Genomic DNA, 25,774 nt, shown 5'->3' on the forward strand with positions numbered 1-25,774 from the left:
AATCCATCTGCCCCGGCCCGCTGCTGCTGACCGGGGTGATCTTCGAGTGTCAAAGGATTCGCGATGAGTAATAACGCTCCCGCTTCTTTCACGCCGCCAAGCCTGTTGCTGACCACCATCGGCCTGTCGCTGGCGACTTTCATGCAAGTGCTCGACACGACCATCGCCAACGTGGCCTTGCCGACCATTTCCGGCAACCTCGGTGTGAGTTCGGAGCAGGGCACGTGGGTCATCACCTCGTTCGCGGTCAGTAACGCCATCGCGCTGCCGCTGACCGGCTGGCTGAGCCGGCGCTTCGGCGAAGTGAAGCTGTTTCTATGGGCCACGCTGCTGTTTGTGACCGCTTCGTTCCTCTGCGGCATTTCCACCTCGATGCCTGAGCTGGTGGGCTTTCGGGTGCTGCAGGGCATGGTCGCCGGGCCGTTGTACCCGATGACCCAGACGCTCCTGATTGCCGTATATCCCCCCGCGAAACGGGGGATGGCATTGGCATTGCTGGCGATGGTGACGGTTGTGGCGCCGATTGCCGGGCCGATTCTCGGCGGCTGGATCACCGACAGTTACAGCTGGCCGTGGATCTTCTTCATCAACGTGCCGATCGGCCTGTTCGCGGCGTTCGTCGTGCGTCAGCAGATGGCCACGCGACCGGTCAGCACCAGTCGCCAGCCCATGGACTACGTGGGGCTTATCACGCTGATCATCGGCGTGGGTGCGCTGCAGATCGTGCTCGACAAAGGCAATGACCTGGACTGGTTCGAGTCGAATTTCATCATTATCGGTTCGGCGATTTCGGCGATTGGCCTGGCGGCATTTGTCATCTGGGAAATGACCGATGACCATCCCGTGGTCAACCTGCGGCTGTTTGCGTTCCGCAACTTTCGCTACGGAACGATCTGTCTGGTGGCGGGCTATGCGGGGTTCTTCGGGATCAACCTGATTCTGCCGCAGTGGCTGCAAACGCAGATGGGTTATACGGCGACCTATGCAGGGCTGGCGGTGGCGCCACTGGGCGTGCTGCCGGTGTTGATGTCGCCCTTTGTGGGCCGTTACGCGCATAAGTTCGACTTGCGTGTGTTGGCCGGTCTGGCGTTTCTGGCGATCGGCCTGAGCTGCTTCATGCGTGCGGATTTCACCAGTCAGGTGGATTTCACCCACATCGCGCTGGTGCAGTTGTTCATGGGGGCGGGCGTTGCGCTGTTCTTCATGCCGACCTTGAGCATCCTGCTGTCGGATCTGCCGCCGTCGCAGATTGCCGACGGCTCGGGGCTGGCGACGTTCCTGCGTAACCTGGGCGGCAGCTTCGCAGCCTCATTGACCACCTGGATCTGGATCCGCCGCGCCAATCAGCATCATGCTTACTTGAGCGAAAACGTGAACGCCTACGAGCCGACAACGCGGCATGCGCTGGAGACCCTGGGCGGGGCGAGCAATCAGGCGTATGCACAGCTCGATTCGATGGTGACCAGTCAGGCCTACATGATGTCCACGGTGGACTATTTCTACATGATGGGTTGGATCTTCCTGTCGCTGATCCTGATCATCTGGCTGGCCAAACCACCGTTTACCGCGAAGGCGGCGCCTGGGGGAGGGCATTGATTGACGCCGCGCTGTCGGCGTCAGACACAGGTCATGTGGGAGTGAGCTTGCTCACGAAGACGGTATTTCAGCCGCTAAAGATGCAGCGAATGTACTGGCCTTTTCGCGAGCAAGCTCACTCCCACAGGTTCCCCGTCCGACAATCATCGGTGTTCAGTCCTGACTGTCAGGCCTCGAACGCAAACGACTCCAGATGAAAGCCCGATCCATCGATCTGCAGCAACCACCCCTCGCGATCCCAATCCCCTAGCACGATGCGCTGCGCCGTGGTTCCGCCAAGCTGGACCTGGTGAACCGCGGGCCGATGAGTGTGCCCGTGGATCAGCGTCTTCACGCCAGACTCGTTCATCACCCGAGGCACTTCTTCCGGCGTGACGTCGACAATGTCGTTGGCCTTCATTCGTGTTTGCGCGCGGCTTTCGCTGCGTAGCTTGCGGGCCAGCTTGTGCCGGGTGCTCAACGGCAGATGACGCAGCACCCACAGCGTCAGCGGATGGCGCAGATAACGGCGCATACGCATGTACGCTTCGTCCCGCGTGCACAGACTGTCGCCGTGCATCAGCAACACCGGCTCGCCGTTGAAATTCACGACGCTCGGGTCCTTGAGCAGCGTGCAGCCCGCCGCCTTGCAAAACCCATGGCCGATCATGAAGTCGCGATTGCCATGCATCAGGAACACCCGCGTGCCGCTGTCGCTTAATATGCGCAGCGCCTGGCAGATCGATCGCTGGAAGGGCGACATGGCGTCATCGCCAATCCAGGCCTCGAAAAAGTCCCCGAGGATGTACAGCGACTCGGCCCCACGAGCGCGCCCATTCAGCAGATCGAGAAACGCCCGGGTAATGTCCGGGCGTCCCTCCTCCAGGTGAAGATCGGAGATCAGCAATATCACTCAACGATCTCGGCTTTCTCGATGATCACGTCGTCAGCCGGCACGTCTTGATGACCCGCCTTGGACGTGGTGGCGACGCCCTTGATCTTGTCGACCACGTCAGTGCCCTCAACCACTTCAGCGAACACGGCGTAACCCCAGCCCTGCACGGTCTTGGCGCTGTGGTTGAGGAAGTCGTTGTCGGCGACGTTGATGAAGAACTGCGCCGAGGCTGAATGGGGCTCCATGGTGCGGGCCATGGCCACTGAGTACTTCTTGTTCGGCAGGCCGTTGTCGGCTTCGTTCTGAATGCTCGGGCGCTTGTCTTTCTTCTCTTTCATGCCCGGCTCGAAGCCGCCGCCCTGGATCATGAAGTTGCCGATCACACGGTGGAATACGGTGTTTTCGTAGTGGCCGGCTTTGACGTATTCGATGAAGTTGGCGACGGTGAGCGGCGCCTTCTCTGCGTTCAATTGCAGAACGATTTCACCGTGGTTGGTGGTCAGCTTTACTTTCGACATGGTCAGCTCGCTCTTTGAAGTCTGTGGTGAGGGGCGGTGATCGCAGCAGTCGGTCATCGGGGTGCGAGGCCTGCTCCGTTGATCACACCAGGCGCGCAGTTTACAGAGGGTAGCCGTCGCTCGGGTAGTTGGGATTGCCCCGGCGGTTCTCGCTAGGTACACGTCCATCTCGGCAGTTTTGTCACAGCGCGCTGTCAGGGGCTTGACAGCTTCGGCTATGATAGGCGCTTTGATTTAACCGGCCTTCCTGGCCGCGACCCGTACAAGGATCCTATGAGCAAGCCCACTCAAGATGCCGCTGCGAATTCCAAGGCAGGCCCTGCCATTCCAACCAACTTCCTGCGCCCCATCGTGCAGGCGGACCTGGATTCGGGCAAGCACACCCAGATCGTGACCCGCTTCCCGCCGGAGCCCAACGGCTACCTGCACATCGGTCATGCCAAGTCGATCTGCGTCAACTTTGGTCTGGCTCAGGAATTCGGCGGCGTCACGCATCTGCGCTTCGACGACACCAATCCGGCGAAGGAAGACCAGGAATACATCGATGCCATCGAAGCCGACGTCAAATGGCTGGGCTTCGAGTGGTCCGGCGAAGTGCGTTATGCCTCGCAATACTTCGACCAGCTGTACGCCTGGGCGGTCCATCTCATCGAGACGGGCAAGGCCTATGTCGATGACCTGACCCCCGAGCAGGCCCGCGAATACCGCGGCACCCTGACCGAGCCGGGCAAGAATAGCCCGTTTCGCGATCGCAGCGTCGAAGAGAACATCGACCTGTTCAGCCGCATGAAAGCCGGCGAGTTCGAAGACGGCGCCCGCGTACTGCGCGCCAAGATCGACATGGCGTCGCCGAACATGAACCTGCGCGATCCGATCCTCTACCGCATTCGTCACGCCCACCACCACCAGACCGGTGATAAGTGGTGCATCTACCCGATCTACGATTTCACCCACGGTCAATCGGACGCCATCGAAGGCATCACCCATTCGATCTGCACTTTGGAATTCGAGAGCCATCGCCCGCTCTACGAGTGGTTCCTCGACAACTTGCCGGTGCCGTGCAAACCGCGCCAGTACGAGTTCTCGCGCCTGAACCTGAACTACACCATCACCAGCAAGCGCAAGCTCAAGCAACTGGTCGATGAAAAGCACGTGCACGGCTGGGACGATCCGCGCATGTCGACGCTCTCGGGCTTCCGCCGTCGCGGTTACACCCCGGCGTCGATCCGCAACTTCTGCGAAATGATCGGCACCAACCGTTCCGACGGCGTGGTCGATTTCGGCATGCTGGAATTCAGCATCCGCCAGGACCTGGACCACAACGCCCCGCGCGCCATGTGCGTGCTGCGTCCGCTGAAAGTCGTGATCACCAATTACCCGGAAGGCCAGGTCGACCACCTCGAACTGCCGCGCCATCCGCAGAAGGAAGAGCTCGGCGTGCGCAAGCTGCCGTTCTCCCGCGAGATCTACATCGACCGTGAAGACTTCATGGAAGAGCCGCCGAAGGGCTACAAGCGTCTGGAGCCCAACGGCGAAGTGCGCCTGCGTGGCAGCTACGTGATTCGCGCCGACGAAGCGATCAAGGACGCCGACGGCAACATCGTCGAGCTGCGCTGCTCCTACGACCCGGAAACCCTCGGCAAGAACCCTGAAGGCCGCAAGGTCAAAGGCGTTGTGCACTGGGTGCCGGCAGCGGAAAGCATCGAATGCGAAGTGCGTCTGTACGACCGTCTGTTCCTCTCGGCGAACCCTGAGAAAGCAGAAGAGGGCAAGACCTTCCTGGACAACATCAACCCGGGCTCCTTGCAGGTGTTGACCGGTTGTCGCGCTGAACCGTCGTTGGCTGACGCTCAGCCGGAAGACCGTTTCCAGTTCGAACGCGAAGGCTATTTCAGCGCGGATCTGAAGGACTCGAGACCCGGTCATCCGGTCTTTAACCGGACTGTGACGCTCCGCGATTCGTGGAGCTAAGGTAGGCAACGTGCTTTCTATCTACAACACGCTCAGCAAGAGCAAAGAAGTCTTCAAACCGCTGGACGGCAACAAGGTGCGCATGTACGTCTGCGGGATGACCGTGTACGACTACTGCCACCTGGGCCACGGCCGCAGCATGGTGGCGTTCGACGTCGTCACCCGCTGGCTGCGTTTCAGCGGCTACGACCTGACCTACGTGCGCAACATCACCGACATCGACGACAAGATCATCAACCGCGCCCGTGAAAACGGTGAAGCGTTCGATGCCCTGACCGCGCGCATGATCGACGCGATGCACGAGGACGAAGCGCGCCTGAACATCCTCAAGCCGGACATGGAGCCGCGCGCCACCGATTACATCGGCGGCATGCACGACATGATTCAGCGCCTGATCGACAAGGGCTATGCCTACGCACCGGGCAATGGCGACGTGTACTACCGCGTCGGCAAATTCCTCGGTTACGGCAAGCTGTCGCGCAAGAAGATCGAAGACCTGCGCATCGGTGCGCGGATCGAGGTCGACGAAGCCAAGGACGACCCGCTGGACTTCGTGCTGTGGAAAGGCGTCAAGCCGGGCGAGCCGAGCTGGGAATCGCCGTGGGGCGCAGGGCGTCCGGGCTGGCACATCGAGTGCTCGGTGATGTCCACCTGCTGCCTGGGTGAGACCTTCGACATTCATGGCGGCGGCAGCGACCTCGAATTCCCGCACCACGAAAACGAGATTGCCCAGAGCGAAGCCGCGACCGGCAAGACCTACGCCAACGCCTGGCTGCACTGCGGCATGATCCGCATCAATGGCGAGAAGATGTCCAAGTCTTTGAACAACTTCTTCACCATTCGCGACGTGCTGGATAAATACCACCCGGAAGTGGTGCGTTACCTGCTGGTGTCGAGCCACTACCGCAGCGCGATCAACTATTCCGAAGACAGCCTGAAGGAATCCAAAGGCGCGCTGGAGCGGTTCTATCACGCGCTCAAGGGTCTGCCGGTCGCCGAGCCTGCGGGTGGCGAGGCGTACGTCGAGCGTTTTTCGACGGCGATGAACGACGACTTCGGGACCCCGGAAGCGTGCGCCGTGCTGTTCGAGATGGTTCGCGAGATCAACCGCCTGCGTGACAGCGATGTCCAGGCTGCGGCAGGGCTGGCGGCGCGTCTGAAGGAACTGGCCAGTGTGCTGGGCGTGTTGCAAATGGAAGCCGACGACTTCCTGCGCGCCGGCGCCGAAGGGCGTGTGGATGCTGCTGCAGTCGAAGCGCTTATCGCCGCACGCCTGCAAGCGCGCGCTGACAAGAACTGGGCTGAGGGCGACCGCATCCGCGACCAGCTCACCGTCATGGGCGTGGTGCTGGAAGACAGCAAAGGCAGCACAACCTGGCGCCTGGCGGATTGATCGGCCGTCCAGACGCTACGATGTCGCGCTGGAAACACGGTTAATGTGGGAGTGACCGGGGTGGCGCTCCCGCAGGTCCGACGGAGTGGCAGAAATCTCAAACCGAACCACCATCCCGTGGGAGCGAGCTTGCTCGCGAAGGCTGACTTAAGCCACCAAAGAAAGTCGCTGAATGTCCAGGCCTCTTCGCGAGCAAGCTCGCTCCCACAGGTGATCTGTCAGCCGTTACATCTCCGGTGATCGTCACCGCTTTTCGTGGAAACGATCAGGGCGCCGAAGTTCAGCTGGCACAGAGGGTGATCGTTCCCACGCTCTGCGTGGGAATGCATCGTCTGACGCTCCGCGTCTAATTTGACGCGGAGCGTCTTGGGCTGGGTTCCCACGCGGAGCGTGGGAACCATCTAAGCCTTCAGAACCCCTGCTCCCGCAGCCGCTTGTACAGCGTATTCCGGCTCACCCCCAGTCGCTTCGCCAACTGCGAGATGTTCCCGCCCGCCGCCTGCAACAACTCACTCAGCTCTTCCGGTGTGTCCAGCGCGGCCTTGCGGTTGAGCACTGTCTCGGGCTCGACGCGTTCACAACCCATCGCCAGGTCCGCGAAAAAGTCTTCCGGCAGATGCTCGGTAGAAATCGGCTGGTCGTCCGCCAGCGCCAACGCCACCTGAATCACGTTACTCAACTGCCGCAGGTTCCCCGGCCAGGGGTGCCGCTCGAACAACTCCATTACCTGGGTCTCAAAGCCCGCTGTCTGCTGCGGTTCGCGGTGCTGTTCCCAGATGGCACGCACCAACGCGGGCTTGTCGCTGCGATCACGCAACGGCGGCAATTCCAGGTTCAGGCCGCTGATGCGGTAGTACAAATCCTGACGAAATCGTCCGTTCTGCACATGTTCGCGCAATGAGCAGTGCGTCGCGGAAATCACCCGGATATCCACCGGGTACAACTCGCTGCTGCCCACCGGCTGCACGCACCGCTCCTGCAACACCCGCAGCAGACGCGCCTGAACCGGCAGCGGCATGTCGCCGATCTCGTCGAGAAACAGCGTGCCTTTGTCTGCCTTGCGGATCAGCCCAATGCTGCCTTTATGGTGAGCCCCGGTGAACGCGCCTCTTTCGTAGCCAAACAATTCCGCCTCGACCAACTCCGACGGAATCGCCGCGCAGTTCACGGCGATCATCGGCTGATCGGCGCGGGAGCTGGCGCGGTGCAGGGCTTTGACGAAAACTTCCTTGCCCACACCCGTTTCGCCGAGGATCAACAGCGGAACGTTCTTCTCCAGCAATCGTTGCCCCTGACGGGCGGCTTTCTCGACACGCTCATCCCCCAGACCTGGCTCAATGGCGCTGACAGTGACAGGCCGTGAGGCAACCTGAACCGGCATTGGCGTCGGCACCGTCCTGAGCTTGAGCACCGGCGCTTTCGGCCGCTTCAGCACACAATGAAAACGGTTATGCCCCGACGCCTGAAGCGGGAAAGGCTGGCCTTCCGGTTGATCAAGCAGGTCGGCGATGGGCGCCTTGAACAGGTTTTCGATGTTGGCGTTGAGCAGGCTGACGCCCAAAAGGTTGTCGGCGCGGCGGTTGGCACAGAGCACCCGGCCGCTTTCGTCGAACACCAGCAGCCCGGCCCACTGGCTGTCGAGGTTGTTCAGGCCGGTATTGAACACCAGCTGGAAATGGCTGTGCTGGAATTGGTCGAGGATCAACCGGTTTTCGATGGTCTGGCCCATCATCTTGACCATCCCAAGGGTGTGGGAGGGCGGCAGGAAGCTGTCGCTGGACACATCGAGCACTGCGATCATCCGCCGCGACGCATCAAAAATCGGCGCCGCCGACCCGGTCATGAAACGGTTGGCCTTGAGAAAGTGTTCATCGTGTTCAATGTGAACAGCCTGTTCACACGCCAGGGCCGTGCCAATGGCATTGGTGCCGGCGCTTTGCTCCAGCCAGCTGGCCCCGGCGACGAAACCCGGTTGTTGATCTGGCTCGACGAAGCGCTTGTTGCCCCAGGAATTCAGCACCTGGCCCTGCTGATCGGCGAGCAGGATCAGGCAATTGGAGTTGCTCAGGATGTTTTCGTAGAAGGGCAGCACCTGCTGGTGGGTGGTCTGCACCAGAGAATGATGGCGCTCGAGCAGTTGCGACACCTGCTGATCGGGCAGCCGGCCGAAAGACGGGCGCGACTGATGGTCGAGGCCGAACTCGCGGCAACGGGCCCAAGAGTCCTGAATGATGGTGTCGTGGCTGGGGGATGCGCCTGGTGTGGCCATGAAATGGCTCCGTCCGAGTACTTTTATTTATTGTTGTCGAGATGCCGCTAGGCAGAGCATCCCTGCTCGAAAACGTCCACCCATTGTTGTTCAGGATTGTTCAAAGTCAACGTTCATTTTGTTCAGGTGTTCAGCCTTTGCTGTTCATTTATGTTCATCAACGAATGCCGACCCGTGCGACAAATTGTCGCGACCGCTCTAGTCCGCGTATTCCAGCCAGAAAGCGCCTGAGCAGGCTGGTTGGCACGATTGTCGCTATCCAACAAGCGGTCAGCACAATCGGTCAACGGATGTCACGACCTGCCATACGGCAATCACGCAACACCCCGAACAAAACAAATAAAAAGGGCACGCCATGTCTCTCACGCTTGAGCACGTCAGCCGCGCCGTCGACGGTCAGATCTGGATCGACGATGCTTCGCTGAGCTTTGAACCCGGCTCATTCAACGTATTGCTGGGGCGCACCTTATCAGGCAAAACCAGCCTGATGCGCTTGATGGCCGGTCTGGACAAGCCAGACAGCGGCCGGGTACTGATGAATGGCAAAGATGTCACCCAGGTCGCGGTGCGTCATCGCAACGTCTCCATGGTTTATCAGCAGTTCATCAACTATCCGAGCATGACCGTCTACGACAACATCGCCTCGCCACTGCGCCAGGCCAAGATGTCGAAAGACGAAATCGACCGTCGCGTTCGCGAAACCGCGAAGATGTTGCGCATCGAAAAATTCCTCAGCCGCCATCCGCTCGAATTGTCCGGCGGCCAGCAGCAGCGCACGGCGATGGCGCGGGCGCTGGTCAAGGATGCCGAACTGATTCTGTTCGATGAGCCGCTGGTCAACCTCGACTACAAGCTGCGCGAAGAGCTGCGTCAGGAAATGCGCCAGCTGTTCGAGACGCGTAACACCATTGCTATCTACGCCACCACCGAGCCGAACGAAGCGCTGGCGCTGGGCGGGACCACCACGATTCTGCACGAAGGTCGCGTGATTCAGAGCGGCCGGACGCCCGAGGTGTATCACCAGCCAAAAACCGTGCTGGCCGCCGAGCTGTTCTCCGAGCCGCCGATCAACCTGATGCCAGGCCGCATCGAAGGCAACGAAGTCAGCTTCGCCAACTTCGTGCACTTTCCGCTGAACGTCGACCTGCGCACCATCGGCGACGGCGAGTACCGCTTTGGCGTGCGCCCGAGCCACCTGAGCCTGGTGCCTTCCAACGACGATGACCTTGAGTTGGCGGTCACCGTCGAACTCGCCGAGATCAGTGGTTCGGAAACTTTCCTGCACGTGCGCAACGAGCACTTCTCGCTGGTGCTGCATCTGCCGGGCGTCCATGAGTACGACGTGGACACGCCTATTCGCGTGTACATCCCGACTCACAAACTGTTCGTATTCGATCAGCAGGGCGGCCTGATTCAGGCACCGGGCCTGCGTATGGCGAGGGTTGCCTGATGGCCGAGATCCGCTTGCAACAACTCGCGCACAGCTACAGCGCCAATCCGACCGGCCCTGAAGACTATGCCATCCGTGAAATGACCCACATCTGGGAGCAGGGCGGCGCGTATGCCTTGCTCGGCCCGTCCGGCTGCGGCAAATCGACCCTGCTCAACATTATTTCCGGCCTGCTCAGTCCGTCTGAAGGCAAGGTCCTGTTCGACACCACCGTGGTCAACGACATGTCGCCGGAAGAGCGCAACATCGCTCAGGTTTTCCAGTTCCCGGTGGTCTACGACACCATGACGGTGTACGACAACCTCGCCTTCCCGCTGCGCAATCAGGGCATGCCGGAAGCGAAAGTGAAGATCAAGGTGCAGGAAATCGCCGACGTGCTGGATCTGCAGCCGTTGCTGAAGAAGAAAGCCAAAGGCCTTACCGCTGACGAAAAACAGAAAGTCTCCATGGGCCGCGGGCTGGTTCGCGATGACGTGTCAGCGATTCTGTTCGACGAACCGCTCACTGTGATCGACCCGCACCTGAAGTGGAAACTGCGCCGCAAGCTCAAGCAGATTCACGAGCAGTTCAACATCACCATGGTCTATGTCACCCACGATCAGCTGGAGGCGTCGACTTTCGCCGACAAGATTGCGGTGATGTACGGCGGCCAGATCGTTCAGTTCGGCACCCCGCGCGAGCTGTTCGAAAAACCGCACCACACCTTCGTCGGCTACTTCATCGGCAGCCCGGGTATGAATCTCATCGAGGTCAAGCCTGAAGCCGGCGGCGTGGGCTTTGGTGGCATTCATCTGCCGTTGTCCGACGCCTTGCAGCAGCGCTTGGCAGCCACTAAATGGAGCACGTTGAAAGTCGGGATTCGTCCCGAGTTCGTGCACGTCTGGGACGGCCCGGTCGATGACGCCATGCAGGCTGAAGTCACCTACGTCGAGGACTTGGGGACCTACAAGATCCTCACCCTCAAGCTGGCCGGCCAACTGTTGAAAGTACGCCTGCAGGAAGACAAGCCCGTGCCTCAGGGTCAGGCCTGGGTCAGTTTCCCTGCGCAATGGCTGATGCTCTACGCCGATGAATTTCTGCTGGAGGCCGCGACCAACACACTGTCGGCCAGCGAGGTGTCCCATGACTAAAGTGCAAAACAACAAGGCTTGGTGGCTGGTGCTGCCGGTGTTCCTGCTGGTGGCGTTCAGCGCCATCATTCCGATGATGACCGTGGTCAACTATTCGGTGCAGGACATCTTCGATCAGTCCAGCCGTTACTTCGTCGGCGCCGACTGGTTCCGGCAAGTGCTGCAGGACCCGCGCCTGCATGACTCCCTGCTGCGCCAGTTCATCTACTCCGCCTGCGTGCTGCTGATCGAAATCCCGCTGGGCATTGGCATCGCCCTGACCATGCCGACCAAGGGACGCTGGTCGTCGCTGTGCCTGATCGTCATGACCATTCCGTTGCTGATTCCCTTCAACGTGGTCGGCACCATCTGGCAGATTTTCGGCCGTGGCGACATCGGTCTGCTGGGCTGGGTCCTCAACGATGTGCTGGGCATCAGCTACAACTACGCAGCCAATGCGTCGGACGCCTGGGTGACCGTGCTAGTCATCGACGTCTGGCACTGGACCTCACTGGTGGCGTTGCTGTGCTACTCGGGTCTGCGCGCCATTCCGGACGTGTACTACCAGGCCGCGCGAATTGATCGGGCGTCGAACTGGGCGGTGTTCCGACACATCCAGCTGCCGAAGATGAAGAGCGTGCTGCTGATCGCGGTGATGCTGCGCTTCATGGACAGCTTCATGATCTACACCGAGCCGTTCGTGCTCACCGGTGGCGGTCCGGGCAACTCGACGACCTTCCTCAGCCAGACCCTGACGACCATGGCGCTGGGCCAGTTCGACCTGGGCCCTGCGGCAGCGTTCTCGCTGGTGTATTTCCTGATCATTCTGTTGGTGTCGTGGGTGTTCTACACCGCCATGACCCACAGCGAAAAGAACTGAGGAGCGCCCATGAACAAGCGCGAGAAAGTGTCGTTCAAAAAGCTCATACCGCTGTGGATCTACCTGCTGTTTCTGCTGGTGCCGATCTACTGGCTGGTCAACATGTCGTTCAAGACCAACACCGAAATCCTCGGCGGCCTGACCCTGTTCCCACAGGACTTCACGCTGGCGAACTACAAGGTGATCTTCACCGACGAAAGCTGGTACAGCGGCTACATCAACTCGCTGTACTACGTCTGCCTGAATATGGTGATATCGCTGAGCGTCGCATTGCCTGCGGCCTACGCGTTTTCACGCTATCGTTTCCTCGGCGACAAACACTTGTTCTTCTGGCTCCTGACCAACCGGATGGCGCCACCTGCGGTTTTCCTGCTGCCGTTCTTCCAGCTGTATTCGTCCATCGGCCTGTTCGACACGCACATCGCGGTAGCGTTGGCGCACTGCCTGTTCAACGTGCCGCTGGCGGTGTGGATTCTGGAAGGCTTCATGTCCGGAGTTCCCAAGGAAATTGACGAAACGGCCTACATCGATGGCTATAGCTTTCCCAAGTTCTTCGGCAAGATTTTCATCCCGCTGATCGGCTCGGGCATCGGTGTCACGGCGTTCTTCTGCTTCATGTTCTCCTGGGTCGAATTGCTGCTGGCGCGGACGCTGACTTCGGTCAACGCCAAGCCGATCGCGGCGGTCATGACCCGTACCGTTTCGGCATCGGGGATCGATTGGGGGGTGCTGGCTGCGGCGGGGGTGTTGACCATTCTGCCGGGCATGCTGGTTATCTGGTTCGTTCGTAATCACGTGGTCAAGGGCTTTGCTCTTGGTCGTGTCTGAGGAGTCGAAAAATGGAGTGGATGTCCTGGACCCTGCCAACTGCTATTTTCTTTGCGTCCATCGCTGCGATTCTGGTCGCGATGACGGCCTGGGAACTGCGTTCGGCGAGCATTGAGCGTCGCGGTTTTTTGCCGATTGCCACCACGCGCGGCGATCGTCTGTTCATCGGCCTGCTCGGAAGCGCTTACCTGCACCTGCTGGTCATCGGCGCGACGAGCTGGGATATCTGGGTGGCCTCCGGGTTATCCCTGGTCTGGCTGTTGGTGGTGATGCGTTGGGGTTGAGAAGGCTTTAGAGAAGGTTGAAACGCGGGATCACATAAGATTCAACACAAGAGGTGTCTATGTTCAATAAGAAAAACAAGCTGCGACATAGTGTGACGGTAGCAACGATGGTAATGCTCAGTGGCTTGAGCGTGTCAGCCTGGGCCGATCAGTACGAGGATGCGGCGAAGAAATGGGCCGACAGCGAGTTCAAGCCGAGCACGCTCTCCGATGCCGATAAGCTCAAGGAACTGGAGTGGTTCATCAAGGCCGCCGAGCCGTTCCGCGGCATGGACATCAAGGTGGTTTCCGAAACCTTGACCACCCATGAATACGAATCCAAAACCCTGGCCAAGGCGTTTACCGAAATCACCGGCATCAAGGTCACCCACGACCTGCTGCAGGAAGGCGACGTGATCGAGAAATTGCAGACCGCCATGCAGTCCAACCAGAGTATCTACGACGGCTGGGTCAACGACTCCGACCTGATCGGTACGCACTTCCGCTACGGCAAGGCGATGTCTCTGACGGACCTGATGGCCAGCCCGGAAGGGGCGAAAGTCACTTCTCCGACGCTTGACCTCAAGGACTTCATCGGTACGTCCTTTACCACCGCGCCGGACGGCAAGCTTTATCAACTGCCTGACCAGCAATTTGCCAACCTGTACTGGTTCCGCGCCGACTGGTTTGACCGTCCTGACCTGAAAGAGAAATTCAAGGCCAAATACGGCTACGAGCTGGGCGTGCCGGTGAACTGGTCCGCCTATGAAGACATCGCCAAGTTCTTCAGCGAAGACGTCAAGGAACTCGACGGCAAGAAAGTCTACGGCCACATGGACTATGGCAAGAAAGACCCGTCCCTGGGCTGGCGCTTCACCGATGCCTGGTTCTCCATGGCCGGCAGTGGCGACAAAGGCTTGCCCAATGGTCTGCCGGTCGACGAGTGGGGCATCCGCGTTGAAGCGTGCCACCCGGTCGGTTCGAGCATCACCCGCGGCGGCGACACCAACGGCCCGGCCGCTGTGTACGCTACTCAGAAGTACATCGACTGGCTCAAGGCCTACGCGCCGCCTGAAGCTGCAGGCATGACCTTCTCCGAGTCCGGTCCGGTGCCGTCCCAGGGTAACGTCGCACAGCAGATCTTCTGGTACACCGCTTTCACCGCTGACATGACCAAGCCAGGTCTGCCGGTCATGAACGCCGACGGCACGCCGAAATGGCGGATGGCGCCATCGCCTAAGGGTCCTTACTGGAAAGAGGGCATGAAGCTGGGTTATCAGGACGTGGGCTCCTGGACCTTCCTCAAGTCGACCGAAGAGAAGAAACGCCTGGCCGCCTGGCTCTACGCGCAGTTCGTGACATCGAAGTCCGTCTCGCTGAAGAAAACCATCGTGGGCCTGACGCCGATTCGTGAATCGGACATCAACTCCAAAGAGATGACCGCCCTGGCGCCGAAACTGGGTGGTCTGGTCGAGTTCTACCGCAGCCCGGCCCGCGTGCAATGGTCGCCAACCGGCACCAACGTTCCGGATTATCCGAAGCTGGCTCAGTTGTGGTGGAGTCACGTGGCTGAAGCCGTTACCGGCGAGAAAACCGCGCAGGCGGCCCTCGACGGTCTGGCCAAGGATCAGGATGCAATCATGACCCGCATCGAGCGCTCCAAGGTTCAGGAACCAAGCGGTTGCGCGCCGAAGATGAACCCGGAAACCTCGGCCGAAGAGTGGTACACCAAAGCCGAGAAGAGCAACGGTGCGTTCCTCGCGCCACAACGCAAACTGGCCAACGAGAAACCGAAGGGCGAAACCATCGCTTACTCGGACCTCTTGAAGAGCTGGGAAGCCGCGAAGAAGTAAGCTGCACGCTTCTACGTTCGGCGCATAAAAAAAACGGCACCCTCGGGTGCCGTTTTTCATGTGCGCGCTTTGGCGCTCAGGGCTTGGGAAATCAGCCGTGCAGCGTTTCTGCCGCATATAGCGTGTTTTCCAGCAGGCAGGCGCGGGTCATCGGGCCGACGCCTCCGGGCACCGGCGTGATCCAGCCGGCGCGGGGCAGGGCGGTTTCATACACGACATCGCCCACCAGCTTGCCGTCATCCTGACGGTTGATGCCGACATCGATGACGATGGCGCCTTCCTTGATCCATTCGCCCTTGACCAGGCCCGGCTTGCCCGCTGCCACGACCACCAGATCGGCACGGCCGACGTGTCCGGCCAGATCCTGGGTGAAGCGATGGGTCACGGTCACGGTGCAGCCCGCCAGCAGCAGCTCCATCGCCATCGGGCGACCGACGATATTGGAAGCGCCTACGACGACTGCGTCCTTGCCGTACAGATCAACGCCGGTGCTTTCCAGCAGAGTCATGATGCCCTTGGGGGTGCAGGGGCGCAGCAGCGGAATGCGCTGGGCCAGCCGGCCCACGTTGTAGGGGTGGAAGCCGTCGACGTCTTTGTCCGGACGGATGCGCTCCAGCAGGCTGGACGATTCCAGGTGCTCGGGCAGCGGCAGTTGCAGCAGGATGCCGTCGATGGCCGGATCGTCGTTGAGGCGATCAATCAGATCGGTCAGTTCGGTCTGGGTGGTTTCACTGGGCAGGTCATAGGCCTGGGAGATGAAGCCGACCTCTTCGCAGTCTTTGCGTTTGTGCGAGACGTAAACCTGAGAGGCGGGGTCGCTGCCGACCAGAATCACCGCGAGGCCGGGCGTGCGCAGGCCTTGCTCGCGACGCTGGGCGACTCGTTGGGCGATCTGCTGGCGCAGGTTGGCTGCGATCGCTTTGCCGTCTATTAGTTTTGCAGTCATTACGCGTGATTAACCATCGGAAGGGGAGGGAAAAAGAGCGCGCATTCTCGCATGACCTGACGCACGGGCAAAGACGGTTGGTCCGCTTAATAAGCTAAGCCCTTTAATTAACTGAATTTTTTAGAAAAAAGTGTTGACGACCTTTTGGGGCGTCTATAAGATTCGTCGCACTTGTCGGGCACAACCCCATACAGGATAAGCCGGAAGCGGTAGATCAGGTTGAAAGGTTGAATAAGTCAGGTAGAGTTAAGATCGGCTCAGCGTGATTGAAAGCTCTTAATTTGCAGTCTCACGAAGGCAAATGAAATAAGTGCCCGTAGCTCAGCTGGATAGAGCATCCGCCTTCTAAGCGGATGGTCGCAGGTTCGAGTCCTGCCGGGTGCGCCATTAGGCAGCTTTGGCACAAGTAGCATTCAGTTTGAATGCGTCGGTTACAACGCAATATGGTGGGCGTAGCTCAGTTGGTAGAGCACGGGATTGTGACTCCCGTTGTCGAGGGTTCGATCCCCTTCGTCCACCCCATATTCGAAAAGGCGCCAGATTCTTGATCTGGCGCCTTTGCTTTAAGCGCTTCAAAACGCGGATGTGGTGGAATTGGTAGACACACTGGATTTAGGTTCCAGCGCCGAAAGGTGTGAGAGTTCGAGTCTCTCCGTCCGCACCAGTTACAAGTCTCGCAACACCTCGGGTGTTGAGGGGCGAAAGAAAGCCGCCTAGTGCGGCTTTTTTTGTTTCAGCGTGCTGCTTTTTAACGCGGTGCGAGCTTGATGGGTCCATGACACAGGGCTCGTCCGGTGTGCTTCCAGGGACTGGATCATGTTTCGGTCGTCCTTTTGCTTCCTTTATATAGGGGCGTATCAGGTGCGTTCCAGACACCTCCCGCAGGTTGAAACATTCGTCTGCGATTCCCGGGCTGCATGCCACTTTATTTACCCTTGTTCAGTAGGGTGACTTCTTGAGTTTGACCCACTAGAATGCTTGCCCTTGATTCTGGGGTCGGAAACGGCCGGCTAACGTCTGTGCAACGAGGAATATCCATGCAAGTTTCTGTTGAAAACACTTCCGCTCTCGAGCGCCGCATGACCATTGGCGTGCCCGCTGAGCGCATCGAGACTGAAGTCAACAAGCGTCTGCAGCAGACCGCACGTAAAGCCAAGATCCCGGGCTTCCGCCCAGGCAAAGTGCCTATGAGCGTGATCCGCCAGCGTTACGAAGACGGTGCTCGTCAAGAAGCACTGGGCGACCTGATCCAGGCGACCTTCTACGAAGCAGTCGTCGAGCAAAAGCTGAACCCGGCCGGCGCACCTTCCGTCGAACCTAAAACCTTCGAAAAGGGCAAGGACCTCGAGTACATCGCTACTTTCGAAGTGTTCCCTGAGTTCACCGTTGCCGGTTTCGAGTCCATTTCCGTCGAGCGTCTGTCGGCTGACGTCGCTGACTCCGATCTGGACAACATGCTGGAAATCCTGCGCAAGCAGAACGTCAGCTTTGAAGTAGCCGACCGTGCTGCACAAAACGAAGACCAGCTGAACATCGACTTCGTCGGCAAGATCGACGGTGAAGCGTTCGCTGGCGGTTCAGCCACCGGTACTCAGCTGGTGCTGGGTTCGGGCCGCATGATCCCGGGTTTCGAAGACGGTCTGGTTGGCGCCAAAGCCGGCGAAGAGCGCGTTCTGAACCTGACCTTCCCAGAGGATTATCAGAATCTGGAACTGGCTGGCAAAACCGCCGAGTTCACCGTCACGGTCAACACCGTGTCGGCACCGACCCTGCCAGAGCTGAACGAAACGTTCTTCAAGCAGTTCGGCATCAAGGAAACCAACATCGAAGGCTTCCGCACCGAAGTTCGCAAGAACATGGAGCGCGAGCTGCGTCAGGCCATCAAGTCCAAGGTCAAGAATCAGGTAATGGACGGTCTGCTGGCCGCCAACCCGATCGAAGTGCCTAAAGCGCTGCTGGAAAACGAAGTGAACCGTCTGCGCGTTCAGGCTGTTCAGCAGTTCGGCGGCAATATCAAGCCTGACCAACTGCCGGCAGAGCTGTTCGAAGAGCAGGCCAAGCGCCGCGTTGAACTGGGCCTGATCGTGGCTGAAGTCGTCAAGCAATTCGACCTCAAGCCTGACGACACCCGCGTTCGCGAGCTGATCCAGGAAATGGCTTCCGCCTACCAAGAGCCAGAGCAGGTTGTGGCGTGGTACTACAAGAACGAACAGCAAATGAACGAAGTTCGTTCGGTTGTGCTGGAAGAGCAAGTTGTGGATACTGTTTTGCAGAAAGCGAGCGTGACCGACAAAGCGGTCTCGTACGAAGAGGCAGTCAAGCCGGTTGAAGCTCCACAAGCCGACTGATTTCCTTCTCTCGTTCGAAAACACCATAAGCCAGCCTTCGCGCTGGCTTATGCGTATTCAAGACATGACTATTTGGGAGTGAATGCGAGACATGTCCCGCAATTCTTATATTCAGCAGAACTCTGACATCCAGGCCGCTGGCGGCCTGGTCCCGATGGTTATCGAGCAGTCCGCCCGTGGCGAGCGCGCCTATGACATCTACTCCCGCCTGCTCAAGGAACGCGTCATCTTCCTGGTCGGTCCGGTTGAAGACTACATGGCCAACCTCATCTCGGCGCAGTTGCTGTTCCTTGAAGCGGAAAACCCGGACAAGGACATCCATCTTTACATCAACTCCCCAGGCGGTTCGGTGACTGCGGGCATGGCGATCTACGACACCATGCAGTTCATCAAGCCGGACGTTTCGACGACCGTCATGGGTCAGGCGTGCAGCATGGGCGCTTTCCTGTTGGCCGGTGGTGCCAAGGGCAAGCGTTTCGCACTGCCGAACTCTCGCGTCATGATTCACCAGCCGTTGGGCGGTTTTCAGGGGCAGGCGTCGGACATTGACATCCACGCGAAAGAAATCCTGTTCATCCGTCAACGTCTGAACGAACTGCTGGCGCACCACACTGGCCAGACGCTGGAAGCGATCGAACGCGACACCAACCGCGACAACTTCATGAGCGCAGAACGCGCTGCTGAATACGGTCTGGTGGACTCGGTCATCGATCGGCGTCAAATGACCAAATGACTGCGTGACGGGCAATGATCCCGGGCGGCTGATACATCCCTGCCGCCTGTGGACTTGAAAAATCGAGCAATTGCCCTCATCTTGTGTTGCAAGCCTACCGGATTGGATCGATCGAATGACTGACACCCGCAACGGCGAGGACAACGGCAAACTGCTTTATTGCTCCTTCTGCGGCAAAAGCCAGCATGAAGTGCGCAAGTTGATTGCCGGCCCCTCGGTATTTGTTTGTGACGAGTGCGTCGACCTGTGCAACGACATCATCCGCGAGGAGGTGCAGGAAGCACAGGCCGAGAGCAGCGCGCATAAACTGCCATCGCCTAAAGAAATCAGCGGCATCCTTGACCAGTACGTCATTGGTCAGGAACGTGCCAAAAAGGTTCTCGCAGTAGCGGTGTACAACCACTACAAGCGGCTGAACCAGCGCGACAAGAAAAACGACGACGTTGAACTGGGCAAGAGCAACATCCTGCTGATCGGCCCGACGGGCTCCGGCAAGACTCTGCTGGCGGAAACGCTGGCTCGTTTGCTCAACGTCCCGTTCACCATCGCCGACGCCACCACCCTGACCGAAGCCGGTTATGTGGGGGAGGACGTTGAGAACATCATCCAGAAGCTGTTGCAGAAGTGCGATTACGATGTCGAGAAGGCCCAGATGGGTATTGTCTACATCGACGAAATCGACAAGATTTCGCGCAAGTCTGACAACCCTTCCATCACCCGTGATGTGTCGGGCGAAGGCGTGCAGCAAGCCTTGCTGAAGCTGATTGAAGGCACCGTGGCTTCCGTTCCGCCTCAAGGTGGTCGCAAGCACCCACAGCAGGAATTCCTGCAGGTGGACACGCGCAATATCCTCTTCATCTGTGGCGGTGCGTTCTCTGGCCTGGAAAAGGTCATCCAGAATCGCTCCACCAAAGGCGGCATCGGCTTTAACGCCGAAGTACGCAGCAAGGAAGAGGGCAAGAAGGTCGGCGAGTCCCTGCGTGAAGTCGAGCCTGACGATCTGGTCAAGTTCGGTCTGATCCCGGAATTCGTGGGTCGTCTGCCTGTATTAGCGACGCTAGACGAACTGGACGAAGCTGCGTTGATGCAGATTCTGACCGAGCCTAAGAACGCGCTGACGAAGCAATACGGCAAGCTGTTCGAGATGGAAGGCGTGGACCTTGAGTTCCGCCCGGATGCGCTGAAATCGGTTGCCCGTCGTGCGCTTGAGCGCAAGACCGGTGCTCGCGGTCTGCGCTCCATCCTTGAGGGCGTTCTGCTCGACACCATGTACGAGATCCCGTCGCAGTCCGACGTGAGCAAGGTGGTGATCGACGAGAGCGTGATCGAGGGCACCTCCAAGCCGCTGTTGATTTACGAAAACAGCGAGCCACCTGCCAAGGCGGCACCCGACGCGTAGCCTGCTGGCAACGTACCGGGCGACTGGAAACGAAAAGGGCCCTCGGGCCCTTTTCGCGTTTCTTTCGAAGCCGGTCTGTGTTTAAGCATCCTTTCGTTTTAACTCAACCCGGCGCTTGTTTTTTTAAGGTTCTACCCCCATCTTGATTTTCAGCTTATTTATATCTGTCCATGGCCTGAAGGCCGCCGTAGAGGCGAAATCATGAAGACGACCATTGAACTGCCTCTCTTGCCATTGCGCGATGTTGTGGTTTACCCGCATATGGTTATCCCGCTGTTCGTGGGGCGCGAGAAGTCGATCGAGGCCCTGGAAGCGGCGATGACCGGCGACAAGCAGATCCTGCTGCTGGCGCAACGAAACCCGGCGGACGACGATCCCGGCGAAGACGCGCTGTACAACGTCGGCACCGTTGCCACCGTGCTGCAACTGTTGAAGCTGCCGGACGGTACCGTGAAGGTGCTGGTCGAAGGCGAGCAGCGTGGCTCGGTCGAGCGCTTCATTGAGGTGGACGGCCACTGCCGCGCCGAGGTTGCGTTGATCGATGAAGTCGACGCGCCGGATCGTGAATCCGAAGTCTTCGTTCGCAGCCTGCTGGCTCAGTTCGAACAATACGTACAGCTGGGCAAAAAAGTCCCGGCTGAAGTGCTTTCCTCCCTCAACAGCATCGATGAGCCGGGTCGTCTGGTCGACACCATGGCTGCCCACATGGCGCTGAAGATCGAGCAAAAGCAGGAGATCCTCGAGATTATTGACCTGCCAGCCCGTGTCGAACACGTGCTGGCGTTGCTGGATGCCGAAATCGACTTGCTGCAGGTCGAAAAGCGCATCCGCGGTCGCGTGAAAAAGCAGATGGAGCGCAGTCAGCGCGAGTACTACCTGAATGAGCAGATGAAGGCCATTCAGAAGGAGCTCGGTGACAGCGAAGAAGGCCACAACGAAATTGAAGAGCTGAAAAAGCGCATCGATGCCGCCGGCCTGCCCAAGGACGCGATGACCAAAGCCACCGCCGAGCTGAACAAGCTCAAGCAGATGTCGCCGATGTCAGCAGAGGCCACTGTCGTTCGCTCCTACATCGACTGGCTGGTCCAGGTGCCGTGGAAGGCCCAGAGCAAGGTGCGTCTTGACCTCGCCCGCGCTGAGGACATCCTTGACGCTGACCACTACGGTCTGGAAGAAGTCAAAGAGCGGATCCTTGAATACCTCGCCGTGCAAAAGCGCGTGAAGAAGATTCGTGGCCCGGTGTTGTGTCTGGTTGGCCCTCCTGGCGTGGGTAAAACCTCGCTGGCCGAGTCGATCGCCCACGCCACCAATCGCAAGTTCGTGCGTATGGCTCTGGGCGGCGTGCGCGATGAAGCTGAAATTCGCGGTCACCGTCGCACCTACATCGGTTCGATGCCAGGTCGTCTGATCCAGAAAATGACCAAGGTCGGCGTTCGCAACCCGCTGTTCCTGCTCGATGAAATCGACAAGATGGGCAGCGACATGCGTGGTGACCCGGCGTCGGCGTTGCTGGAAGTGCTCGACCCCGAGCAGAACCACAACTTCAACGACCATTACCTGGAAGTCGATTACGACCTGTCCGACGTCATGTTCCTATGTACCGCCAACTCGATGAACATTCCGCCGGCGTTGCTCGACCGTATGGAAGTCATCCGTCTGCCCGGCTACACCGAAGACGAGAAGATCAACATCGCGACCAAGTACCTCTCGCCCAAGCAGATCGCTGCCAACGGCTTGAAGAAAGGGGAGATCGAGTTCGAAGTCGAGGCGATTCGCGACATCATCCGCTACTACACCCGTGAAGCGGGCGTGCGTAGCCTTGAGCGTCAGATCGCCAAGGTATGCCGCAAGGCGGTCAAGGAACACGCCCACGAGAAGCGTTTTTCCGTGGTCGTTACGGCGGATATGCTCGAGAACTTCCTGGGCGTGCGCAAATTCCGTTATGGCCTGGCCGAGCAGCAGGATCAGGTCGGTCAGGTGACCGGTCTGGCCTGGACGCAGGTGGGTGGCGAGTTGCTGACCATCGAAGCGGCAGTTGTTCCGGGCAAGGGTCAATTGATCAAGACCGGCTCGCTGGGCGATGTCATGGTCGAATCGATCACGGCAGCGCTGACTGTTGTGCGCAGCCGTGCGAAGAGCCTGGGCATTCCTCTGGACTTCCACGAGAAACGCGACACGCACATCCATATGCCGGAAGGTGCGACGCCAAAAGACGGCCCAAGCGCAGGCGTAGGCATGTGCACGGCACTGGTGTCGGCCCTAACGGGGATTCCTGTCCGTGCTGACGTCGCCATGACGGGTGAAATCACCCTGCGTGGACAGGTGCTGGCCATCGGTGGTCTCAAGGAGAAATTGCTGGCCGCTCACCGTGGTGGCATCAAGACAGTGATCATCCCGGAAGAGAACGTTCGCGATCTGAAGGAGATTCCGGACAACATCAAGGCAGACCTGCAGATCAAACCGGTTAAATGGATTGACGAGGTCCTCCAAATTGCGCTGCAATACGCGCCGCAGCCCTTGCCGGATGTGGCTCCCGAGATGGTTGCCAAGGATGAAAAGCGCGAGTCTGATGCCAAGGAGAGGATCAGCACGCATTAGTCTGGGAGGCCTTCCTTGACAGGTTTTTGGGGCCCTTGCTATAAAGCGGCTCTTCAAGCCTGTTCAGGCCGCTCAGTGTTCGTTTGGTTACACCAAAAAAACTTAGAAATACTCAAATATATAAGGGGACTTAGAGTGAACAAGTCGGAACTGATTGATGCCATCGCCGCATCCGCTGACATCCCGAAAGCTGCTGCTGGCCGTGCGCTGGACGCTGTAATCGAATCCGTCACTGGCGCTCTCAAGGCTGGCGACTCTGTTGTACTGGTGGGCTTCGGCACTTTCTCCGTCACTGATCGTCCTGCCCGTACCGGCCGTAACCCTCAGACCGGTAAAACCCTGGAAATTCCAGCGGCCAAGAAACCAGGCTTCAAAGCCGGTAAAGCTCTGAAAGAAGCCGTCAACTAAGTTTCTTTTTACTTTGCCCGTCCAGGACAGCGTTATCTCTGTTCGGGGCGTGAAGCGGTACGTGCGGTTGGTCAAGCGCTGGACTGTCACTCGGGGAACGCACATCGAACCCCGTCCGCTCTGCAAGTTACGAGAAGGCGCATCCTCGGATGCGCCTTTCTTCTATCCGGATTCAACCCACGCTCCGCGTTACCGTGTGCAGCAGCCTGGTGAGTCGAGTACAACCCTCTGGGGGATACATGCTGCAGAATATCAGGGACAATTCACAGGGCTGGATTGCCAAAACCATCATCGGGGTCATCATCGCCCTGATGGCCCTGACCGGCTTCGATGCCATTTTTCGGGCTACCAGCCATTCTCAGGACGCTGCGAAGGTCAATGGCGAGGAAGTCACCCAGGCTGAACTGGGTCAAGCGGTTGAAATGCAGCGCCGCCAGCTGATGCAACAGCTGGGCAAGGATTTCGATCCTGCAATGCTCAACGAAAAGATGCTGCGTGACTCGGCCCTCAAAGGCCTGATCGATCGCAAGCTGCTGTTGCAGGGCGCCGCTGATTCCAAATTCGGCTTCTCCGAAGCTGCGCTGGATCAGCAGATGTTGCTGACGCCGGAATTCCAGGTCGACGGTAAATTCAACGCCGATCGCTTCGATCAGGTCATTCGCCAGCTTGGTTACACCCGCCTGCAGTTCCGCCAGATCCTGGGCCAGGAAATGCTGATCGGTCAGATTCGTGCCGGCATCGGCGGCAGTGCGTTCGTGACTGACGCCCAGGTCGACGCGTTCGCCCGCCTGGAAAAACAGACCCGCGATTTCGCTACGCTGACCCTTCCGGCCGATCCGTCGAGCGTTAAAGTCACCGACGACGAGATCAAGGCGCACTACGATCAACACGCGAAAGAGTTCCTGAGCCCTGAGCAAGTGGTGCTCGACTACATCGAACTGAAGAAGTCTTCCTTCTTCGACAAGGTTTCGGTGAAGGACGAAGACCTGCAAGCGGCCTATCAGAAAGAGATCGCCAACCTGGCCGAACAACGCCGTGCGGCGCACATCCTGATCGAAGTCAACGACAAGACCACGGACGCGCAGGCGAAGGCCAAGATCGAAGAGATCCAGCAGCGCGTGGCCAAAGGCGAAGATTTCGCGGCGCTGGCAAAAGAATTCTCTCAGGATCCGGGCTCGTCGACCAAAGGTGGTGACCTGGGCTACGCCGGCAAGGGCGTCTACGATCCGGCCTTTGAAGACGCACTGTACGCGCTGAACAAGGATCAGGTTTCGGCACCTGTTCGCAGTCAGTTCGGCTGGCACTTGATCAAGCTGCTGGGCGTTGAAGCGCCGTCGGTGCCGACGTTCGCCAGCCTGAAGGAGAAGCTGACCCACGAGCTGAAGTCTCAGCAGGTCGAGCAGAAGTTCGTTGATGCGAGCAAGAAGCTTGAAGACGCTGCGTTCGAAGCGTCCGACCTGTCTCAACCGGCTCAGGATCTGGGTCTGAAAGTGCAGACGACCGCGCCGTTCGGTCGCGAGGGTGGCGAAGGGATTGCAGCCAACCGCGCGGTGATTCAAGCGGCGTTCAGCCCCGAAGTGATGGAAGAGGGTTCCAACAGTTCTGCGCTGGAACTGGATCCGGAGACTGTGGTGGTGGTGCATGCCAAGGAGCACCGTCAGCCTGAGCAATTGCCACTGGAAGCGGTGTCGGCGCCGATTCGTGCGCAACTGGCGAAAGAACATGCCAGCGATGCGGTGAAGGCCAAGGGCGAGGCGCTCCTGACAGGCCTGCGTGACGGCAAGGTGCCGTATGCGGCGACCAAGCAGGAAGGCCAGAGCTGGAAGGTCGTGGAAGCGGCCTCACGCAGCCAGGAAGGTGTCGATCCTCAGGTACTCCAGGCGGTGTTCCGTATGCCGAAGCCTGAAGGCAAGGAAAAGCCGGTATATGGCAGCCTGACGGCGGCGGATGGCAGTTTTGTGATTGTGCGTCTGAACGGCGTGAATCAGGCGGCGCCGGCGTCGGATGAGGAGAAGAGTCAGTACCGTCGTTTCCTGTCATCCCGTGAGGGTCAGCAGGATTTCGCGGCCTACCGTAAGCAGTTGGAAGCGGCGGCGAAGATCGAGAAGTATTGATCGACTTAGAACGCTGTTAACAGAAAGCCCCGACTCGCGAGAGTCGGGGCTTTTTTGTGTCCAGTATTCGGCGTTCGTGCTTACAGAGATCTGCGGCGTGGCATATGAAGATCACAAGCGCCTGCCTAACGGCAGACATTTCGCCTTCGGCGAGTTACTTGGAAAAGCACCCCAAGTAACCAAGGGTGCTTGCTCTCGGTTTGGCCCCTCCTGCGTCGGGGTTC

At 59.0% G+C, this 25,774-nt stretch carries 19 protein-coding genes and 3 tRNA genes; 18 read left to right on the top strand and 4 right to left on the bottom strand.

Annotated features, from left to right (window positions below; genetic code table 11):
• The first annotated feature begins 63 nt into the window (after positions 1-63).
• The gene (locus FX982_RS14265; RefSeq protein ID WP_172611309.1) at positions 64-1,596 is read left to right on the top strand and encodes a DHA2 family efflux MFS transporter permease subunit; all 1,533 of its coding nucleotides are present in this window, start codon (positions 64-66) and stop codon (positions 1,594-1,596) included.
• Positions 1,597-1,762: 166 nt separating this feature from the next.
• Here FX982_RS14265 and FX982_RS14270 read toward each other — a convergent pair whose 3' ends face one another.
• Both FX982_RS14270 and FX982_RS14275 read right to left on the bottom strand, forming a co-directional pair.
• Complete coding sequence (locus FX982_RS14270) at positions 1,763-2,488, bottom strand: UDP-2,3-diacylglucosamine diphosphatase (RefSeq protein WP_172611311.1); 726 nt, start codon at positions 2,486-2,488, stop codon at positions 1,763-1,765.
• A complete protein-coding gene (locus tag FX982_RS14275; protein ID WP_172611313.1) occupies positions 2,485-2,988 on the bottom strand; it encodes a peptidylprolyl isomerase in 504 nt (167 codons plus the stop codon). Before FX982_RS14275 ends, FX982_RS14270 begins: the two co-directional genes overlap by 4 nt.
• Before the next feature lie 273 nt (positions 2,989-3,261).
• Between FX982_RS14275 and FX982_RS14280 the strand changes: the two genes are divergently transcribed.
• Together FX982_RS14280 and cysS are read left to right on the top strand one after the other, a co-directional pair.
• Positions 3,262-4,959 carry a glutamine--tRNA ligase/YqeY domain fusion protein gene (locus tag FX982_RS14280; RefSeq protein ID WP_172611315.1) on the top strand — a complete coding sequence of 566 codons (1,698 nt, stop codon included), beginning with the start codon at positions 3,262-3,264 and terminating at the stop codon, positions 4,957-4,959.
• Positions 4,960-4,969: 10 nt separating this feature from the next.
• Positions 4,970-6,352 carry a cysteine--tRNA ligase gene (gene cysS / locus FX982_RS14285; protein WP_172611316.1) on the top strand — a complete coding sequence of 461 codons (1,383 nt, stop codon included), beginning with the start codon at positions 4,970-4,972 and terminating at the stop codon, positions 6,350-6,352.
• A 409-nt stretch (positions 6,353-6,761) separates the two neighbouring features.
• Here the strand turns inward: cysS and FX982_RS14290 are convergent, their stop codons facing one another.
• Entirely contained in the window at positions 6,762-8,621 is a 1,860-nt protein-coding gene (locus tag FX982_RS14290) for a sigma-54-dependent Fis family transcriptional regulator (RefSeq protein WP_172611318.1), read from the bottom strand.
• 355 nt (positions 8,622-8,976) lie between these two features.
• Here FX982_RS14290 and FX982_RS14295 point away from each other — a divergent pair, with 355 nt between their 5' ends.
• From FX982_RS14295 to FX982_RS14320, 6 genes are read left to right on the top strand one after another with little or no spacing between them, the layout of a single operon-like run.
• Positions 8,977-10,071 (top strand): ABC transporter ATP-binding protein, encoded by a 1,095-nt coding sequence (locus FX982_RS14295; RefSeq protein ID WP_074892082.1) that lies wholly within the window; start codon positions 8,977-8,979, stop codon positions 10,069-10,071.
• Positions 10,071-11,201 carry an ABC transporter ATP-binding protein gene (locus FX982_RS14300; protein ID WP_172611320.1) on the top strand — a complete coding sequence of 377 codons (1,131 nt, stop codon included), beginning with the start codon at positions 10,071-10,073 and terminating at the stop codon, positions 11,199-11,201. Before FX982_RS14295 ends, FX982_RS14300 begins: the two co-directional genes overlap by 1 nt.
• The gene (locus FX982_RS14305) at positions 11,194-12,060 is read left to right on the top strand and encodes a carbohydrate ABC transporter permease (protein WP_065986434.1); all 867 of its coding nucleotides are present in this window, start codon (positions 11,194-11,196) and stop codon (positions 12,058-12,060) included. The genes FX982_RS14300 and FX982_RS14305 overlap by 8 nt, the downstream gene beginning before the upstream one ends.
• 27 nt (positions 12,061-12,087) lie before the next feature.
• The gene (locus FX982_RS14310) at positions 12,088-12,888 is read left to right on the top strand and encodes a carbohydrate ABC transporter permease (protein WP_074892149.1); all 801 of its coding nucleotides are present in this window, start codon (positions 12,088-12,090) and stop codon (positions 12,886-12,888) included.
• Positions 12,889-12,899: 11 nt separating this feature from the next.
• Entirely contained in the window at positions 12,900-13,172 is a 273-nt protein-coding gene (locus tag FX982_RS14315) for a DUF2160 domain-containing protein (protein ID WP_065986436.1), read from the top strand.
• A gap of 59 nt (positions 13,173-13,231) precedes the next feature.
• The gene (locus FX982_RS14320; protein WP_172611321.1) at positions 13,232-15,004 is read left to right on the top strand and encodes an ABC transporter substrate-binding protein; all 1,773 of its coding nucleotides are present in this window, start codon (positions 13,232-13,234) and stop codon (positions 15,002-15,004) included.
• Between the two features lie 91 nt (positions 15,005-15,095).
• Here FX982_RS14320 and folD read toward each other — a convergent pair whose 3' ends face one another.
• Positions 15,096-15,950, bottom strand: a complete 855-nt coding sequence (folD, locus tag FX982_RS14325; RefSeq protein WP_133776580.1) for a bifunctional methylenetetrahydrofolate dehydrogenase/methenyltetrahydrofolate cyclohydrolase FolD — start codon at positions 15,948-15,950, stop codon at positions 15,096-15,098.
• Between the two features lie 310 nt (positions 15,951-16,260).
• On the opposite strand from folD, the gene FX982_RS14330 reads away from it, so the two are divergent.
• The 9 genes from FX982_RS14330 (at position 16,261) to FX982_RS14370 (ending at position 25,550) form a co-directional block, all read left to right on the top strand.
• Positions 16,261-16,337, top strand: a tRNA-Arg gene (locus FX982_RS14330).
• Between the two features lie 59 nt (positions 16,338-16,396).
• Positions 16,397-16,472: transfer RNA gene (locus FX982_RS14335), tRNA-His, on the top strand.
• 57 nt (positions 16,473-16,529) lie between these two features.
• Positions 16,530-16,614 (top strand) — tRNA-Leu (locus tag FX982_RS14340).
• Between the two features lie 373 nt (positions 16,615-16,987).
• Positions 16,988-18,298 carry a trigger factor gene (tig, locus tag FX982_RS14345; RefSeq protein WP_172611323.1) on the top strand — a complete coding sequence of 437 codons (1,311 nt, stop codon included), beginning with the start codon at positions 16,988-16,990 and terminating at the stop codon, positions 18,296-18,298.
• Positions 18,299-18,389: 91 nt separating this feature from the next.
• Positions 18,390-19,031, top strand: a complete 642-nt coding sequence (gene clpP / locus FX982_RS14350; RefSeq protein WP_122537614.1) for an ATP-dependent Clp endopeptidase proteolytic subunit ClpP — start codon at positions 18,390-18,392, stop codon at positions 19,029-19,031.
• Between the two features lie 115 nt (positions 19,032-19,146).
• Positions 19,147-20,430, top strand: coding sequence for an ATP-dependent Clp protease ATP-binding subunit ClpX (gene clpX / locus FX982_RS14355; protein ID WP_037013640.1), 1,284 nt, complete (start codon positions 19,147-19,149; stop codon positions 20,428-20,430).
• A gap of 201 nt (positions 20,431-20,631) precedes the next feature.
• On the top strand, positions 20,632-23,028 hold the full coding sequence (gene lon / locus FX982_RS14360) for an endopeptidase La (RefSeq protein WP_122537615.1): 2,397 nt from the start codon (positions 20,632-20,634) through the stop codon (positions 23,026-23,028).
• Positions 23,029-23,163: 135 nt separating this feature from the next.
• The gene (locus FX982_RS14365; protein WP_003183171.1) at positions 23,164-23,436 is read left to right on the top strand and encodes an HU family DNA-binding protein; all 273 of its coding nucleotides are present in this window, start codon (positions 23,164-23,166) and stop codon (positions 23,434-23,436) included.
• A 239-nt stretch (positions 23,437-23,675) separates the two neighbouring features.
• Positions 23,676-25,550 carry a SurA N-terminal domain-containing protein gene (locus FX982_RS14370; protein WP_172611325.1) on the top strand — a complete coding sequence of 625 codons (1,875 nt, stop codon included), beginning with the start codon at positions 23,676-23,678 and terminating at the stop codon, positions 25,548-25,550.
• Positions 25,551-25,774: the final 224 nt, after the last annotated feature.

This window comes from Pseudomonas graminis, assembly GCF_013201545.1.
Lineage (GTDB): Bacteria > Pseudomonadota > Gammaproteobacteria > Pseudomonadales > Pseudomonadaceae > Aquipseudomonas.